This is a genomic window from Mesorhizobium sp. B2-3-15, from assembly GCF_006442875.1.
Classification (GTDB): Bacteria; Pseudomonadota; Alphaproteobacteria; order Rhizobiales; family Rhizobiaceae; genus Mesorhizobium; species Mesorhizobium australicum.
In genome coordinates, this window is sequence record NZ_VFVO01000003.1 from 46480 (window position 1) to 63544 (window position 17065).

General features: G+C 62.3%; 17 protein-coding genes. 6 read left to right on the forward strand and 11 right to left on the reverse strand.

Annotation, left to right across the window (positions count from 1 at the left end):
• Positions 1–28: 28 nt before the first annotated feature.
• The gene (locus FJ954_RS07370) at positions 29–1498 is read right to left on the reverse strand and encodes an esterase-like activity of phytase family protein (protein ID WP_140660930.1); all 1470 of its coding nucleotides are present in this window, start codon (positions 1496–1498) and stop codon (positions 29–31) included.
• Positions 1495–1704, reverse strand: a complete 210-nt coding sequence (locus FJ954_RS07375; RefSeq protein WP_140660931.1) for a hypothetical protein — start codon at positions 1702–1704, stop codon at positions 1495–1497. Before FJ954_RS07375 ends, FJ954_RS07370 begins: the two co-directional genes overlap by 4 nt.
• A 132-nt stretch (positions 1705–1836) precedes the next feature.
• On the opposite strand from FJ954_RS07375, the gene FJ954_RS31490 reads away from it, so the two are divergent.
• The 3 genes from FJ954_RS31490 to FJ954_RS07385 all read left to right on the forward strand — a co-directional run bounded on the left by FJ954_RS31490 (position 1837) and on the right by FJ954_RS07385 (position 4009).
• Positions 1837–2004: a hypothetical protein gene (locus FJ954_RS31490; RefSeq protein ID WP_181177786.1), complete on the forward strand. Its 168-nt coding sequence runs from the start codon at positions 1837–1839 to the stop codon at positions 2002–2004.
• 13 nt (positions 2005–2017) lie between these two features.
• Positions 2018–3571, forward strand: coding sequence for a trimethylamine methyltransferase family protein (locus tag FJ954_RS07380; RefSeq protein ID WP_140660932.1), 1554 nt, complete (start codon positions 2018–2020; stop codon positions 3569–3571).
• Positions 3572–3694: 123 nt separating this feature from the next.
• Positions 3695–4009 (forward strand): hypothetical protein, encoded by a 315-nt coding sequence (locus FJ954_RS07385; protein ID WP_140661187.1) that lies wholly within the window; start codon positions 3695–3697, stop codon positions 4007–4009.
• Positions 4010–4258: 249 nt separating this feature from the next.
• Here FJ954_RS07385 and FJ954_RS07390 read toward each other — a convergent pair whose 3' ends face one another.
• Together FJ954_RS07390 and FJ954_RS07395 are read right to left on the reverse strand one after the other, a co-directional pair.
• The gene (locus tag FJ954_RS07390) at positions 4259–5626 is read right to left on the reverse strand and encodes an SIR2 family protein (protein WP_210243310.1); all 1368 of its coding nucleotides are present in this window, start codon (positions 5624–5626) and stop codon (positions 4259–4261) included.
• Between the two features lie 20 nt (positions 5627–5646).
• On the reverse strand, positions 5647–8424 hold the full coding sequence (locus tag FJ954_RS07395) for a UvrD-helicase domain-containing protein (protein WP_140660933.1): 2778 nt from the start codon (positions 8422–8424) through the stop codon (positions 5647–5649).
• Between the two features lie 257 nt (positions 8425–8681).
• Between FJ954_RS07395 and FJ954_RS07400 the strand changes: the two genes are divergently transcribed.
• Entirely contained in the window at positions 8682–10997 is a 2316-nt protein-coding gene (locus FJ954_RS07400; protein WP_140660934.1) for a glucose/quinate/shikimate family membrane-bound PQQ-dependent dehydrogenase, read from the forward strand.
• Between the two features lie 34 nt (positions 10998–11031).
• Here the strand turns inward: FJ954_RS07400 and FJ954_RS07405 are convergent, their stop codons facing one another.
• Together FJ954_RS07405 and FJ954_RS31495 are read right to left on the reverse strand one after the other, a co-directional pair.
• The gene (locus FJ954_RS07405; protein WP_015317242.1) at positions 11032–11466 is read right to left on the reverse strand and encodes a hypothetical protein; all 435 of its coding nucleotides are present in this window, start codon (positions 11464–11466) and stop codon (positions 11032–11034) included.
• Between the two features lie 9 nt (positions 11467–11475).
• Positions 11476–11637, reverse strand: coding sequence for a hypothetical protein (locus FJ954_RS31495; protein ID WP_210243312.1), 162 nt, complete (start codon positions 11635–11637; stop codon positions 11476–11478).
• A gap of 247 nt (positions 11638–11884) precedes the next feature.
• On the opposite strand from FJ954_RS31495, the gene FJ954_RS07410 reads away from it, so the two are divergent.
• Positions 11885–12772: a dienelactone hydrolase family protein gene (locus FJ954_RS07410; RefSeq protein WP_140660935.1), complete on the forward strand. Its 888-nt coding sequence runs from the start codon at positions 11885–11887 to the stop codon at positions 12770–12772.
• Between the two features lie 9 nt (positions 12773–12781).
• On the opposite strand, the gene FJ954_RS07415 is transcribed toward FJ954_RS07410, so the two are convergent.
• From FJ954_RS07415 to FJ954_RS07425, 3 genes are all read right to left on the reverse strand, one after another.
• Positions 12782–13228 carry a response regulator gene (locus tag FJ954_RS07415; RefSeq protein WP_015317245.1) on the reverse strand — a complete coding sequence of 149 codons (447 nt, stop codon included), beginning with the start codon at positions 13226–13228 and terminating at the stop codon, positions 12782–12784.
• The gene (locus FJ954_RS07420) at positions 13225–14331 is read right to left on the reverse strand and encodes a histidine kinase dimerization/phosphoacceptor domain -containing protein (RefSeq protein WP_167331122.1); all 1107 of its coding nucleotides are present in this window, start codon (positions 14329–14331) and stop codon (positions 13225–13227) included. The genes FJ954_RS07415 and FJ954_RS07420 overlap by 4 nt, the downstream gene beginning before the upstream one ends.
• 184 nt (positions 14332–14515) lie before the next feature.
• On the reverse strand, positions 14516–15439 hold the full coding sequence (locus FJ954_RS07425) for an EamA family transporter (RefSeq protein ID WP_140660936.1): 924 nt from the start codon (positions 15437–15439) through the stop codon (positions 14516–14518).
• Between the two features lie 89 nt (positions 15440–15528).
• Here FJ954_RS07425 and FJ954_RS07430 point away from each other — a divergent pair, with 89 nt between their 5' ends.
• Entirely contained in the window at positions 15529–16008 is a 480-nt protein-coding gene (locus FJ954_RS07430) for an Lrp/AsnC family transcriptional regulator (protein ID WP_140660937.1), read from the forward strand.
• Here FJ954_RS07430 and FJ954_RS07435 read toward each other — a convergent pair.
• Positions 16005–16202: a hypothetical protein gene (locus FJ954_RS07435; protein WP_015317249.1), complete on the reverse strand. Its 198-nt coding sequence runs from the start codon at positions 16200–16202 to the stop codon at positions 16005–16007. The two genes, FJ954_RS07430 and FJ954_RS07435, sit on opposite strands and share 4 nt — an antisense overlap.
• A gap of 237 nt (positions 16203–16439) precedes the next feature.
• Positions 16440–16919 (reverse strand): thioesterase family protein, encoded by a 480-nt coding sequence (locus tag FJ954_RS07440; protein WP_140660938.1) that lies wholly within the window; start codon positions 16917–16919, stop codon positions 16440–16442.
• Positions 16920–17065 lie beyond the last annotated feature (146 nt).

Below are 17065 nucleotides of genomic sequence, written 5' to 3' on the forward strand. Positions count from 1 at the left end.
CCAGGCGCGCCCGCTTGAGCAGTGATCGTTACTTCTTGCCGAGACCTGGCAGCGTGACCTGATAGACCAGGAACATGGTGTCGACATCGGCGCCGTCGTCGGCCTTGTAAGGCGCGCCGACCTGGAAGCCGTCCTGGGCGAGGAAGTCATTGTCGTTGCCGACGAACAGGAAATAGTCGTCGGGCAGCTTGGGATCGAGGACGCTGGCCAACGACATCGCTTCCCACTTCTCCGAAAGCTCGTTGTGGTCCTTCGCGCCGCCATTGTGCAGGCCGAAGTGGCCAAGCGCGGTGGCGTCGTTGATGTCTATGAACGGTGTCAGCTTGGCCGGCGTCACCGAGGGATCAAGCACGCCCTTGGGCGCGACCGGCTTGTCGGCCGCGTCGAACGCGCCGCCCGCGATGTCGGTCGCGCCGGAGACGTCGACGATGTTGATCTGGCGGTAGAGCGAAGCGTCACCCTTCTTCAAGCCCTGGCCGTTGCCGCTGTCGCGCGCCAGCATCAGGAAGGACGTGGCCGAAAGCGCCACGATCTCGCTCTGCGCGGCGATTTTAGTCTTGCCCTTGGCATCCTTGAACACCGGCAGCGGCACGACATATTCATGCGCGAGCTTCAGATGGGCGAGGTCGGAAGCATCGTAGACCAGCGCCCGCGTGTTCTGCCGTGTCGAGGGTGAATCGCCGCCATCCTGGCGCGGCGCCGACTGCAGCACGGCGATGAGAAACTTGCCGTCCGGCGTCATCGCCATGCCTTCGAGGCCCTGATTGTTCTGGCGCCCGGTTTCGGGATCCTTCGGATCAGGGTCGGCGGCGCCCGGCCCGGGATTGTCGGAGGAGAAGTTCGGCGCTCCCTTGCGCATCGGCACTAGAGCCGCCGGCGGCTGGGTCGCCGACATCAGGCGGCCTTGCGCGGAGAACCTGTAGATGTTTGGGCCGTACTCGTCGGAGATGAACATCGAGCCGTCCGGCAGCCGCACGATGGCTTCATTGTCGAGCGCGAGCTTGCCATTGGTGGCGACGGGCAGCATCGGCATGTCGCCGGCCGCGGCGCGTACGTCCGACAGCGGATCGAGGCCGGTGGCATCGGCGCCCTTGTCGTCTGTGAGAAGCATGGTGTCGGCAAGCGTCGCCTTGACGCCCGTCTGTTCCTGGCCGGCGGCGGGAGCAGCGCCCGGCGCGACAGGCGTGAACTCGATGGCGATGGTGTTGAGGCGCGGCCGGTAGTCGGTGGTGCCGGCGACATTGTAGCCACGGTCGGGCAAGAGCCAGAGCGATCCCTTGTAGGTGCCGGCATCATGCGTCCAGCCCGAAATGTCAATCGCCATGCCCGAGCCCGAGCCGAAGGTCTCGCCGAACTTGTCGCGCTGGTCGGCCCGGATGCGGCCGACGCCGACGAGGCCCTTGTTGATGTAGGCCACGCCATCGGCAAGCGCCGGGGTGAGGGCGGTGAACAAGGCCAGCGCGACGCCGAGCGAGGCGGTTCGGTGCAGGTGTTTCATGGACAATCCTCTTTATTACGAAGCACGCCGGAGCGGCCGAAGGAAAAATGAAAAAGAGGTGCCGCATCGATGATGCCGCGCGTGCCTCCCCGAAAGCGATCTAAGGCGTCAACATGATGCTTGCGTGACAGCGCGCGATACGGGTCCGCCGGTCTCTCCATGTGCAGATGAAAAACGCTGGAGAGCGGGAATTGGTGACCGCCCATGAGCGTCTCTGGCGTAATAGACACTTATGTCTAGTACGGATATGATGCCGGCTTCGAACTGACCGCGAGCGGAGGCCTTGAAGCCGCACTATCGCGCAGTGGTTATCGGGGGTGGCTTTGTCGGCGCCTCGGGTGGATTTGGCTACCACGATCGGCAAGAGCGTCGCGCTGGCGTTGGTGGACGACGGTTTCGCCGGGGAGGGGATGGCGCTTTGCGTGCACATTGTCGGCGTCGAACGGACGGCGCGGGTCATCGCGGCTTCGCCCTACGGTCCCCAGGGCAGGGCGATGCGGCAATGAGGAGGAGTTTCTGATGGTCGATGACGCTGCACGGGATACGAGGCGCGAACGCCGGCGGGGACGCATGGGCGAGGCGGGCAGCGAATCAAGCCGCAAGCCCAATTACCGGTCGCTGAAGAATCCATTCCTGCCGCAGCCGATCTTTTCCGACGACCAGGTGGCGTCGATCCACGACACGGCGCTGCGCGTGCTGGAAGAATTGGGCATCAAGGTGCTGCTGCCCGAGGCGCGCGAGGTGCTCGCCCGCGCCGGCGCCCTGGTCGACCCCGACACCGACATGGTGCGCATCGGTCGCGACATGGTGGCGGCAGCCTTAGCCTCGGCGCCGCGATCGATCCACGCTTATGCCGGCGCGCGCTCTCGGGACCTGTCGCTCGAACTGGGCTCGATGACGTTCCTGGCCGGCTCCGGCGCGCCCAATGTCACCGATCTCGAGCGCGGCCGGCGGCCCGGGACGCTGGTCGCCTTTGAGGAGTTGATCAAGCTGGTGCAGCATTTCGACGTCTTGCACATGCTGGGGCCATGCATCGAACCGCAGGACATCGACAATCGTTTCCGCCACTATGCCGTCAACCGGGCGCAGCTGACCCTGTCGGACAAATTTCCGTTCGTGTTCGCGCGCGGCACGCCGCAGGTCGATGACAGTTTCGAGATGATCAGGCTGGCGCGCGGGCTGTCCGAGGACGAGTTCCGCTCGGGCGCGCATTGCTACACCGTCATCAACACCAACTCGCCGCGCCAGCTCGACATTCCGATGGCGCAAGGCATCATCGATTTCGCCAAGGCGGGCCAGGTCCTGATCATCACGCCGTTCTGCCTGGCCGGTGCGATGGCGCCGATCACCGTGGCCGGCGCGCTGACCTTGCAGCATGCCGAAGCGCTGGCCGGGCTGACGCTGGCGCAGATCGTGCGGCCGGGCGCGCCGGTGGTCTACGGTTCCTTCTCCTCCAATGTCGACATGAAATCGGGCGCACCGGCCTTCGGCACGCCGGAGCACGTCAAAGCCACACTGGGGGCAGGCCAATTGGCGCGCTTCACCGGTCTGCCCTGGCGCTCGGGGGGCGGCAGCGCGGCCAACACTTCGGACGCGCAGGCCGCGCACGAGACGCAGTTCGCGCTATGGGGCTCGGTGCTGTCGGGCGCCACCGTCTGCATCCACGCGGCCGGCTGGCTGGAAGGGGGCTTGAGCGTTTCCCTGGAAAAGCTGGTCACCGACATCGAGGCGCTGCAGACGGTCGCGGAACTTTGTGCGGCGACCCCCGGCGACGACGACGCAATAGGCTTCGAGGCGATCGCCGAAGTGCAGCCGGGCGGCCACTTCTTCTCGGCCGGCCACACCATGGCGCGCTACCGCACCGCCTTCTACGAGCCGCTGGTGGCCGACTGGTCGAATTTCGGCAACTGGACGCAAAGCGGCTCGAAGACCGCCACCGAACGCGCCACCGGCATCTGGAAGCGCACCCTTGCCGATTTCGAGCCGCCGGCCGCGGCGGCCGCCACGTCAGGCGTGCTCGACGCGTTCATCGCGCGGCGCACGGAAGAGGGCGGCGCTGCGCCGGTGTCGTGAGATAGTTCGCGGATCCATCATCCCGAATTGTGGCCGTGATCCCGGAACCCGCGGCGCGTCCCACGCATTCATGGATGCGGGCCAATGCCTGGCTCCATCCGCGAGCCGTTGAGGGAGGACGACATGGGTTTCGACCAGTACCACGAACCGCCGGAAGAACTGTCGCAGGAAGTGCGGACCTTTGCCCGCATGATCACCTCGCTGATCGAGGAGGCGGAAGCGATCAGCTGGTACGAACAGCGCATGTCGGTCGAGAAGAACCCGCAGGCCAAGGCGATCATGAAGAACGCGCAGAGCGAGGAGTTCAAGCATTTCGGCATGGACCTCGAATTCCTGCTGCGCCAGAAGACGGATTGGCGCGTGGAACTGAAGGAAATCCTGTTTACGACGGGGGATATCGTGAAGGCCGGGGAGAAGGGCGAGAAGAAGGTGGATTGAGCGAATCTGAATGTCCACCGACCTGATACATCTATCCCAATTTCAGCGGGATCAAAGCCCGTTGTCAGAACCCCCACTTCAGCTTGTCGTAAAAGGAACAAAGCTTCCGAAAATAACTTGCGTAATTTGATTTCGAGTAGTCGGTTTTATCAAAATTCTCGATTAGAAATGACTGCAGTTTATCTAGGTCAATTTCGTCAATTTTCAAAAATGGAATGTATATTGCCGCGTTCTCAGGTGTGCATTTTCCTATATTTCCTCCAATTTAAAGCTTCTGTATTTGGACAAAAAGGATTTTGCGTACATTCCAAGTTTGAAATCTTTAGGCGGCCTGTTAACCCATTTGTCAAGGTTGTATCCTGATTTCGAATATTCGCCTCTAGTCCTAGTGCCACAAGCATGCAAGTACTTGAAGACAGGAACATTTTTCGTATTTCGGCCTGCGATCTTTATTGATTGTTCGATAACTTGCTTCGGGTCGTACCCTCGATCTTCGAAAAGCAAATCTGAGATCAGATCCCTCGCATCTATGCCGGCATAACCTATGCCTGAAATGGGAACTTGCTGTTGCGATACAACTCCCACTCCCACCAGAAATTCGACATCTTCCTTTCTATCGATTTCATCGATGTCTACTACACAAATTTTCTTTTCTGGCTCAGAAGATTTCACCAGCTCGTAAAGCTGCTCTTTGCAATATCTCAGAACTCTAGCTGGTATCTTTCTCTTGGTCGATTCTAGTGATCGGTATATCTGAGTGAAATCATTTGTTTTTACAAGGACAAGTGGTATTTGTACTCCATCAATAGATATATACGTGTCAGAAATGCTGTCTTTCTCTGTTCCGTTTGATCTCTGAACAAATATCAAATTTCTTCTGAGTTTCTCAACGTTTTCTTTTCCTATGCATAATGAAATTGATCGCAGCATCATACTAATGTTCTGATCAGATATCGAATACCCTATAAAAACGACCGGATGTTCAACAAAAATTGTGATTAGTTTCGCAGCAAGATAGGCATTCTTGTTGTTGAAATCATGGTAGTCATCGGATGTTAGTGTGAGAGATTCTGGGCGAGAAGCGCATCCATGAATTTTGTATATCTCGCCGATTTCCTGAGGATTAGAAAAAAGTAGCTCCTCCTGACCCACGTAAATTTTATAATCTGGAAAAACTTGCTCTAGAAATGGATCCCAATTTGTAGTTATTATGCCGTCAACGTTTAGGGACGAAAGTAGTTTTACTTCAGCTTCGTATTCGGATTTTTTTGCTGTGTTTTGATCTAATTTCAATAAGTAATTGGAAATTTCGATCCTGAGGGCGGATGTTATTCCTTTTATCTTTGATTTATTCTTGGATACACTTTCTTTGAACTCCTCGGCTGTCCACCAAAACTCATTGAACTGCTCTGCGATCAATTTGGCAGCGAGTGGCAGATCTCCATCGGCCGACGCAAGATAAAACTCAAATGGTTGCTCGCCGCGGCAAAATCGCCTTAGCAATCCTGACCAATCCTCGAGGCCCAAGTATCTTCTAGAAAAACCAGATCCAACAAATAGAAAAGGGCCAGCCGCCTTTGCTTTAAATAGTTTAGTCAAATCGTCTTCAAGGGACATGTTTTGTCGACCTATCCAGTTTATTTTATTGTCCCGGTTACAAACCCGTCCAGCACGCGTTTCTGGCCGGCCTTGTCGAAATCGATGGTCAGTTTGTTGCCCTCGATGGCTGAAATGTTGCCGTTGCCGAATTTCTGGTGGAAGACGCGGTCGCCGACGCTAAAGGCGGACGGCGTGTCGGAGACGGACTTGGCGACCAGTTCACCGTCGATGGTGCGGCCCTTGACGCTGGTGCGGCCGGCGCCGTAGCCGGAGTCTGTTTCACCATAGCCGATGCGTTCGACCTGATGGCCCGAACGCGTGCCCCAGTTGCGGTCGGTCGCCTCGGTGCGGTTGGCCTGCGCACGCTGCCAACCCGGCGTCGAATAGGTGTTGGAGAAGGCGCCGGATTTTTCCCCGCCGCCCGAAGTGCCGCCGATATTGTCGAAGCGCGAAGCGCCATAGGGGTTCTGTCTTCCTGCCCCCTGGCCGCCGCCGCGGCCGGATGCGAACGAGCCGCCGCCATAGGGATTGCCGTAGCCGCCATAGGAGTTGCCGGATTCGGCGACCTCGACATGGGCTTCCGGCAGTTCCTCGAGGAAGCGCGACGGGATGGTCGATTGCCAGAGCCCGTGGATGAGGCGGTTGGAGACGAACCAGATATGCAGGTTCTTCTTGGCCCGCGTCAGCCCGACATAGGCGAGACGCCGCTCTTCCTCGAGCCCCGAGCGGCCGCCTTCGTCGAGCGCGCGCTGATGGGGAAAGAGGCCTTCTTCCCAGCCGGGCAGGAAGACGGTCTCGAATTCGAGGCCCTTGGCCGAATGCAGCGTCATGATGGAGACGGCATCGAGCCCGGCATTCTGCTCGGCATCCATGACCAGCGCGACATGTTCGAGGAAGGAGCGCAGCGATTCGTACTCCTCCATCGAACGGATCAGTTCCTTCAGGTTCTCAAGCCGCCCGGGGGCTTCCGCCGAGCGGTCGTTCTTCCACATGTCGGTGTAGCCGCTCTCCTCGAGAATGGTCTCGGCGAGTTCGGTGTGCGGCGTGGTTTCCAGCGCCTTTTGCCAGCGTTCGAAATTGGCCGCGACCTCGCGCAGCGCGGCGCGCGGTTTCGGCTTCAGCTCGTCGCTTTCCGCCAGTGTACCCGCCGCCTCCAGCATCGGGATGCGCAAGCCGCGCGCCGTGTCGTGGATCTGGCGGATGGTCGCTTCGCCCAAGCCGCGCTTGGGCACATTGACGATGCGCTCGAAGGCGAGGTCGTCGGTGCTGTTGGCGACGACGCGGAAGAAGGCCAGCGCGTCGCGGATTTCCATGCGCTCGTAAAAACGCGGACCGCCGATGACGCGATAGTTAAGGCCGAGCGTGATGAAGCGGTCCTCGAAGGCGCGCATCTGGAAGGACGCGCGGACCAGGATCGCCATGTCGTTCAAATTATGCTTCTGGCGCTGGTAGGCCTCGATGGTCTCGCCGATGGCGCGGGCCTCCTCCTCCGAATCCCAGGCGGCGTGGACGTTGACCTTGCCGTCCTCCGGATCGTTGCGGTCGGTGAACAGCGTCTTGCCGAAACGGCCCTCATTGTAGGCGATGAGATGGGAGGCGGCCCCCAGTATGTGCGCGGTCGAGCGGTAGTTGCGCTCCAGCCGGATGATGGTGGCGCCCGGAAAATCCTTGTCGAAGCGCAGGATGTTGTCGACCTCGGCGCCGCGCCAGCCGTAGATCGACTGGTCGTCATCGCCGACGCAGCAGATATTGACTTTGTTTTCGCTCACGGGCTGTTCCGCGCCTGCCGGCGCGGGCCCTCCGCGGGGGCCTCGCAACGGCTCGGACGCCCGGTCGGACTTGCGGCCTTCGGCCGAAACTGCTGAATCGTCCTCTGGAGTTGCGGGTCTATAGCTAGCCGCTTCCGTTCTATCCGAAACACCGGAAAAACTTGGAACGCGCCCATCCGGAGAACCACTTCGCGCTGGTTGTGGTCCGCTCGGCCTCTGCGCCAGAAGCCGCAGCCACATGTATTGGGCGGTGTTGGTGTCCTGGTACTCGTCGACGAGGATGTATTTGAACCGCCGGTGATAGTCCTTCAGCACATCGGGATTGGCGCGGAGGATGCGGATCGGGTGGCAGAGCAAATCGCCGAAATCGCAGGCGTTCAGCGTCTGCAGCCGCTCCTGATAGGCCTTGTAGAGCTCGCGGCCTTTGCCGTTGGCGAAGCTGCGCGCATCGCCCTCGGCGATATCGGCCGGACCCTGGCCCTTGTTCTTCCAGCCGTCGATCATCTGGGCGAACTGTTTCGCGGGCCAGCGCTTGTCGTCCAGGCCCTCGGCCTGGATCAGCTGCTTGATCAAGCGCACGACGTCGTCGGTGTCGAGGATGGTGAAGTCGGACCTCAGGCCGGCAAGCTCGGCATGGCGGCGCAGCAGCTTCACGCCGATCGAGTGGAAGGTGCCGAGCCACGGCATGCCCTCGACATTGCCTTCGCCGATCAGGATGCCGATGCGCTGTTTCATCTCGCGCGCGGCCTTGTTGGTGAAGGTGACGGCCAGGATCTGCGAGGGGAAGGCCCTGCCGGTGGCAAGGATGTGGGCGATGCGGGTGGTCAGCACACGCGTCTTGCCCGTGCCGGCGCCGGCCAGCACCAGAACCGGGCCTTCGGTGGTCTCCACCGCCAGCCGCTGCTCGGGATTCAAGCCCCTGAGATAGTCGGGCGCATTGTTTTGGCCGCCGCGGGCAGCCATGGCGCGCGCGGCAATGCCCGACGGGGCCGTGGGCCGCGCATTGGGTTCGTCGAAAAAGGGCATGTCTTCGGAAAAGCCGGACATCTCCCCCGAATGTAGTGATTCGGGAGGGAAAGACCAGAACTGTCTACGTTTTGTTCCGGCAAAGTGCCCGATACGGCGGCTTCACCGATATGGGAACCGCCGTTGTGGAACAATCCCAGGCGGAACGAGGTTGCTGCTCGCGGGTCCGCGACCTACGCTTGACAGGCGCCGCCGTCGGGAGAAAGTTGCACGGGCAACACGCAATGCCGGGTTGCCCTAGCCCGCCCCATGCGCGCAACAGTCGAAGGAGTATCATCTTGGCTGTCACCATCACCTCCCTCATTCTCTTCCTCATAGGCCTGGCGCTTGGCGCCGGCGGCATCTGGTTGGCTTCGCTGGGCGGCAGTTGGTACTACATCATCGTCGGTCTCGCCTTCCTGGTCGCCGCCTGGCTGCTCTACCGGCGCCGTTCCACGGCGCTCTGGCTCTACGCGGCGATCGTGCTCGGCACGCTGGCCTGGGCGGTCTGGGAAACCGGCTTCGACTGGTGGGAGCTCGGCCCGCGCGGCGGCATCATCGTGCTGGTGGCGTTGTGGCTGCTGACGCCGTGGGCGCGGCGCGGCCTTGCCGGTCCGGACGGGCGAGCCCCTTTGATCCTTGCCGTGCTGGCATCGCTGGCGGTGGCCGGCTATTCGATGACCACGGACCCGAAGGACATCGGCGGCGCCCTCGACACCGACAAGGTGATCCCCAACGCCAATCTCGGCGGCGATGTGCCTGCGGGCGAATGGCACTATTACGGGCGCACGCAGTTCGGCCAGCGCTATTCGCCGCTCGACCAGATCACGCCGGAAAACGTCGCCAACCTGAAGCCGGCCTGGACCTATCGCACCGGCGACGTCAAAGGCCCCGACGATGTCGGCGAGACCACTTATCAGGTGACACCGCTCAAAGTGGGCGACACGCTCTATATCTGCACGCCGCACAACTTCGCCATCGCCGTCGATGCGGCGACCGGCAAGGAGAAGTGGCGCTACGATCCCAAGGTCAAGCTCGACAAGGACCGCCAGCACCAGACCTGCCGGGGCGTCTCCTATTATGCCGATGCGGCGGGCGCCGCCGGCCAGCCCTGCGCGGCGCGCGTCTACTTGCCGACCTCGGATGCGCGGCTGATCGCGCTCGACGCCGCCAACGGGCAGGTTTGCCCGGCCTTCGCCGAGGGCGGCACGCTCAATCTGTTGACGGGCATGCCGTATCCGAAGTCGGGCTATTACTACTCGACCTCGGCGCCGCTGATTGCCGGCGGCAAGATCATCGTCGGCGGGGCGGTCAATGACAATTATTCGACGCAGGAGCCGTCCGGCGTCATCCGCGCCTATGATGCGAGCAGCGGCAAATTGCTGTGGAACTGGGATTCCGGCAATCCGGACCAGACGACGCCGCTGCCGGCCGGCCAGACCTACACCGCCAACTCGCCCAACATGTGGTCGACGCCGAGCGCCGACGAGAAGCTCGGCCTGCTCTACGTGCCGCTCGGCAACCAGACGCCGGACCAGCTCGGCATGGGCCGCAGTGCCAATGTGGAGAAATTCTCCTCCTCGATCACCGCGCTGGACCTCAACACCGGGCAGTTGAAATGGGTGCGCCAGACCGTGCACCATGACCTCTGGGACATGGACGTGCCGGCGCAGCCGAGCCTGATCGACATCACCAAGGCCGACGGCTCCGTGGTGCCCGCGCTGGTCGGGCCGACCAAGCAGGGGGACCTCTATGTGCTCGACCGGCGCACCGGCGAGCCGGTCATCCCCGTCAAGGAAGTGGCGGCGCCCGGCGGCGCCATCGAGGGCGACCACACATCGCCGGCGCAGCCGGCGTCCGACCTTTCCTTCAACCCGCCGCCGCTGACCGAGCACGATATGTGGGGCATCACCATGTTCGACCAGCTGGCGTGCCGCATCGCGCTTCACAAATTGCGCTATGAAGGCCGCTACACGCCGCCTTCGCTGCAGGGATCGCTGGTTTATTCCGGCAATTTCGGCACGTTCAACTGGGGTGGCGTGGCGGTCGATCCGGTGCGGCAAGTGATGTTCGGGATGCCAACCTATCTTGCCTTCACGTCGCGGCTGGTGCCGCGCGCCGACGTGCCGCCCCCAGGCGACACCAAGGGCAGCGAGCAGGGGCTGAACCGCAATGACGGCGCGCCCTATGCGGTGGTGATGGGACCGTTCCTGTCGCCACTCGGCATTCCGTGCCAGGCGCCGCCCTGGGGCTATGTCGCAGGCGTCGATCTGAGGACTGGCGCGATTGCCTACAAGCACCGCAACGGCACCGTCTACGACATGACGCCGCTGCCGTTGCCGTTTAAGGTCGGGGTGCCCGGCATTGGCGGGCCGATGATCACCGCCGGCGGTGTCGCCTTCCTGGGTGCCGCGGTCGACGACTATCTGCGCGCCTACGAGCTGACGTCAGGCAAGCAGCTCTGGCAGGCGCGGCTGCCGGCCGGAGGGCAATCGACGCCGATGACCTACACCGTCGCGGACGGACGCCAGTTCGTGGTCATCGTCGCCGGCGGCCACGGCTCGGTGGGCACCAAGCCGGGCGATTACGTGATGGCCTACGCGCTGCCGAAATAGGCAGGCGGCATTACCGGGCTCGGCGAGCCGACGATCAGCCGAGCCCCAGATGGCTCTTTAGGCTCGGCACCGAGCCAAGCACTTGGTTGGTCAGATCGGGGCCTGCGGCCGCCTCGGCCTGCTGGACAAGCGTCTCGCCAGCCTTCTGGATCTGCGCCAAGTCGAGGCCGGAGGCCTTGAGCGCGGCGAGGCCGTTGACCAGCGCGCCGGCCTTCTCGCCGAGAACGCCGCCAAGCGCGCCCTGCAGCGACGACAGGAAGCCGCCACCGCCGCCGGCCGGGGCGGCCATGACGTCATATTTCTGCGCCAGCGCATCGGCGCCCGGAATCTTGGCGAAGAAGGAGGAGGCGCTGGTGCCTTCGGCCTCGTGCTCGAGCACCGAGAAAATGGTGCCGACGACCTTTTCGGTCGTGGCCTGGTCGAGACCGGCCTTCTGCGAGACGGTGTTCACGATGTCCTGAACGTCCATGACTTCACCTCAACCTTGGGTTTTCGTGTTCGCGGGCTGGCGCTTGCGGCTGCGGACCGTGACCATGGACTTGCGGCTTGCCGCGACAACAGCCGCGCGCATCGCCAGAACGGCCGCCACTGCTGCCACGAAGGCGGTTGCCAGGATCGGCGAGGGCATGGTCATCGGCATTGTTCCTTTCAGATCGGACCTATAGGACCGTGACCGCCGAGGGCGGCCGGCCAGCCAGTTTCCCCCACTATTGTGGCAGCGCCATCAAGATTTGTCACCGATGACAAAAACGTGATGATCTTCAGCCGACTGACCGGCGGCCGCCAAGGCAGCGAGATGTCACGCTCCGGTGACTGGACGATGAGAGGCTCGCCCCTATCTTGCGACCGGCAAGGACACCGCAGTCGCGACGAGATCGAGGAAGCCCATGGCCGACGTCACCACCAAACCCGTCATCACTCAGGCGATGATCGATGCCTATGACGAATACACGCATCTGACACTGGATCGCCGCCGCTTCATGGAGCAACTGACCAGGCTTGCCGGATCGGGCGCGGCGGCCGCCGCGATCGCGCCGATGCTGGCGGCGAACTCGGCCCAGGCGGCGATCGTCGCCGACAACGATGCCCGCGTGAAGGGTGAGGACATCACCTATCCCGGCAGCGGCGGCGAGATGAAGGGCTATCTGGTCAGGCCCGCGAACCAGGCCGGCAAGCTCGGCACGGTCATCGTCATCCATGAAAACAGGGGGCTCAACCCGCATATCCGCGACGTCGCCCGGCGCGTGGCGCTGGAAGGGTTCGTGGCGCTCGCGCCGGATTTCCTGTCGCCGCTCGGCGGCACGCCCACTGACGAGGACAAGGCGCGCGACATGTTCGGGAAGCTCGACCCGGCGCAGACCGTGGCCAATGGCGTGGCGACGGTCGCCTTCGTCAAGGGCGACAAGGACGGCAACGGCAAGGTCGGCGCCATCGGCTTCTGCTGGGGCGGCGGCGCGGCCAACATGCTGGCCGTCAATGCGCCCGACCTTGCCGCGAGCGTCGCCTATTACGGCATGCAGCCGAAGGCCGCCGACGTCTCGATGATCAAGGCCGCGTTGCTGCTGCACTATGCCGGCCTCGACGAGCGCACCAATGCCGGCATCGATGCGTTCAAGAAGGAACTCGATGCCGCGCATGTCGAATACACGGTCTATGTCTATGAAGGCGCCAACCATGCCTTCAACAACGACACCTCGGCGGCGCGCTACGACAAGAAGGCGGCCGACCTCGCCTGGGGCAGGACGATCGCCTTCCTCAGGCAGAAGCTGGCATGACCATCGCCTTCAGGCCGCCGGCGCCCAGATCGTCTTGAAGGCCGGCGACAGGGTGAAGCCCGCCGGGCGCTCGGATTTCGGCGGCGGGCGCCGCACGCCTTCCTGCAAATAGCGCAGGGCAGAGGTCAGCCCGTTCATCGTGTAGGGCTTGGCGATGACGCCGATCGCACCGGCGAAGTGGTCGGGGATGCGCTTCGGGTTGGCGGTCATGAAAATGACCATCGAGTTCTTTCTGTCGCCAATATATTCGGCGACGTCGATGCCGGTCGGGCCGTCGGTGAGATGGATGTCGACAAAGGCGATATCGGCCTGCGTGGTATCGACCATGTCCTTTGCTTCGGCGAGCGATGTTGCCCAGCCGACGACGCTGTGCCCGGCGTCCTCGACCAGGCTCTCCAACTCCATGGCCAGCAGCGCCTCGTCCTCGACGATCAGGACCTTGAGCGGTTCAATCATGACAGGTTCCCTTTGTGCTGTGGTCCATTGGGCATCGAGATGACAACGCGAGTGCCGGGACCGGCATCGCGCCACTCGATGTCGGCACGCAATTGGCGGGCAAGCGACTTGATCAGCCGCATGCCGAAGGAGGCGTCGCCATTGGCGCCCGCCATGCCGACGCCGTCATCCGAGACCTCGATGTTCAAATGGCCGTCCGGCTGGCTCATCTTGATGCCGATGCTGCCCGATCTCGTGCCGTCGGGCCTTTCCTTGAAGGCATGCTTGAGCGCGTTGGTGACGAGTTCGTTGACCATCAGCGCCACCGGCGTCGCCTTCTCGGCGGGGACGACGACGGGCTCGAGATCGAGTGTCGGGTTGATTTCCGAACGTCCCGAAGCAGTCAGCAGGTCGGAGATGAGATCCTTGGCGAAGTCGGAAACATCGAACTTGCTGACATCCTTGGACTGATAGAGCCGGCGGTGCACGGTGCTGAGCGCCTCTATGCGCTCCAACATCGTGCCAAGCGAGCGCTTGAGGTTCGCGTCGGAGACGGTGCGGCTCTGCATGAGGATAAGCGAGGAGATCATCTGCAGATTGTTCTTCACCCGATGATCGACCTCATGCAGCAGCGTGGTCTGCGCCTCAAGCGCCGCTTCGAGCTCAGCCGTGCGTTCCTTGACGGCCTTTTCGAAACGCTCCTTGTCCGCGGTGATGCGATTTTCCCAGAGCTTCCGGTCGGAAACATCGAGTTGCGAGGCGAAGAAGAACTGCATTTCGCCTTTGTCGTTGGAGACGGGGCTTATGTAGAGCGCGTTCCAGAAGGTCGACCCGTCCTTGCGGTAATTCAGGATATCGACACTGATGTCGGTTTCATCGGCGATCGCGGCGCGTATCTGAGCGATCGCTTCCTTGTCGCTCTCCGGCCCCTGCAGGAAGCGGCAGTTCCTGCCGAGAACCTCGTCGCGCTCATAACCCGTCAGGCGCAGGAAGGCGTCGTTTGCAAAGACGATCGGATTGTCCTGCCGGCGCGGATCGGTAATGATCATCGACATGCGCGTGGCGCGGATGGCCGCCGCGAAGGGGTCGCCCTTGCCGTGCTCGACATGAAGGTCGTCGGTCATATGCCATGCGTCCGCCGGCTCCCTGGTCCGTTTCCGTTCCATAGCGTCGCTCCAAGCCATTTTCGCGGGAGACAACGGCTCAAAGTAGAATTTGGTTTCAATCTCGGCTGGCCTGTCGCAGTTCGTCGCAGGCGGGAACCGATGGAGGCTTTCCGCAACCGACCGCGAGGAAGGGGTTTCCCGGCTAGCCAGCCGAGGCCGGCCTGTGAAGCGCAACGCCGGCCACGACCAGCGCGATGCCGAGGCAATCGGACGGACCGGGTACCTGGCGCAGCACGACGACGCCGATCAGCGTTGCGGTGACCGGCAGCAGCGACAGCATCAGCGCGAAACTCGCGCGCGGGAACCGCGCCATGGCGAGCTGGTCGCATACGTATGGAATGACCGACGAGCAGATGCCGACGCCGATGGCGGCGACGAGCAGCGGCGGCGACAAAAAGGCGGGCAGGGCGTCGGTGAAGCCAACGGGCAGCACGACGACGAAAGCAACCGCCATGGCCGCACCCAGGCCGGCGATGCCGTCGCCGGCGCCCGCGCGGGCGACACGGTGGCCAAGCACGATGTAGCCGACAAAGAGCGCGCCGTTGAGGAACGCCCAGACCAGCCCGACCGGGTCGCTTGACCATTTGACGTCGATCAGCAGCAAGGTGCCGGTCACGGCGACGGCAAGAGCGGCCAGATTGCGGGCGCTTCCGAGGCCGGCGAGCGCAACGCCGATGGTGCCGACGAATTCGATCGCCGCAACCAGCGAGATCGGCAGGCGGTCGAGCGCCAGGTAGAACGAACAGTTCATCACCGCCAGGCAAGCGCCGAAGGCAACGAGCAGGAGCCGCGTCGGGAGATCGGCGCTGGCGAAGGTTCGCCATGGGCGGGTCAATGGCGCGAAGACCAGCGCCGCGGTGGCTATGCGCAGCCAGGCCATGCCGAGCACGCCGACTTGCGCAAAAAGCAGCACGGCGAAGGCCGGGCCGAGATAGTGGAAGACAGCGCTGACGGCGAACCAGATATGAGGCGGCAATCTTGTCGCAAGCCCGGCGAGCGCGGGGCCGGCAAAGGCCGGGGTGGCAGCGGCAGGGCTGGAATGCGGGGCTTGCCTGTGGTCCTCCATGGGATCAGTATCGTAGCCGATCTTTCTTTTTCATATGGATGATGACCAGCTTGCCCCATCGTTCTTTTCACGTAAGCAAGGAATTTTCCATGAAACGCGTTCGAAACGAAAATACCGATCTCGACGCGGCCGACATGAAGATCCTGCGCCTGCTGGAAGAGGACGCGCGCATCAGCACCGCGGAGCTGGCCCGTTCCGTCGGCCTGTCTGCGCCGAGCGTGGCGGAGCGCATCAAGCGGCTGCAGGAGAACGGCGTGATTGAGGCCTATTGCGTCAGGATCAACCCGGCGGCGCTTGGCCTGAAACTGTCGGCGTGGCTGCGCATCCGGCCGGTGCCTGGGCAATTGTCAGTCGTGGCCGAGATCATCCGTGAGTTGCCGGAGATCGCACAATGCGACCGGGTGACCGGAGAGGACTGTTTCATCGCGCTGGCGCATGTCGGCTCGGTCGCCGAACTCGAACGGGTGATCGACCGCATCATCCCCTATGCGATGACCAACACGGCGATCATCCAGTCGTCGCCGGTGATCGCGCGCTCACCGCTGGCGGCGATCAGGCAACGGCGCTAAGCGTGGCCGCGCTTCAGGCGGGCGCGCTTCAGGATGCTGCGCCAGCGGATCATGTCGAACGGGATCGGTTCGTTGTTGTTGGCGATGTGAAAGATCTCGTTGTCGACATTCTTGAGCGAACGCCAGAAATCATAGTCCGATATGCGCGGATCTGCCGCCAGCCTGTCCACCTCGACCTTGATGTCGGTTTTCATGCACGTTCCTCGAACCGGCTTCGCCGCGCCGCCCGCTAAAACAACCCTGTGCGGACGTTTTCGACCGCTCCGCTGAGTCGTTCAACGGCTCAGATGGCTTGTTCCCGTTAAATCCTCGGTAAGGTTAATGCGGGTGCGAGGTGGCTTCAAGCACGCGTGCCAGCCGGTTTGAGGAACCCGGCGATTTTGGATCGCGGGTGTGGCTTTGAGGCCAGACCCGGTCGCCTGGGCTTCGCCCTATTTGCGCTTGATGCCGATCGAACGGCCGGCGCGCTCGGGCATCAGGAGCACGGAGTGGGCGGCGCGCATGGCTTCGATCCTGGCCAGTACATCGGCCGGGAAAGGCGCCACCTTCGGCCCCGACATGTCGACATGCAGCGACAAGGTCTCGGACGTGGCGGCGAGCCAGCCGTCGACATGGCGGATTTCCTGATAGGCTCGCAGCCGCTTCTCGTCATGGTCGATGAGCTGGAAGGAGACCGCGACCTTGTGGTCGAGATGCAGCTCCCTGACGTAGCAGACATGGACTTCGGCGGTGTAGATGGTGAGCCGCCGCTCTTTCACATAGTCCAGACCCATGCCCATCGCCTCGAAGGCCTCGTCCGAGCAGCGGTCGAACAGCACGTTGTAATAGGCCATGTTGAGATGGCCGTTATAGTCGATCCAGTCCTTCTCGATGCCCATGGGCCTGGAGACGAAGGGGGCGGGAATGGACATCGAAACTTCCTTGTTCTGGTGCTGGACAGAGTAGCCGGTGAGTGTCTTTACATTCTGACGCAATTTCGGATGGAAAACCGCTTCACACTTTTCCTGAAAATTGCTTTAGGCATCCATACTCGCATAACAAGCGTGGACGCTGGTCC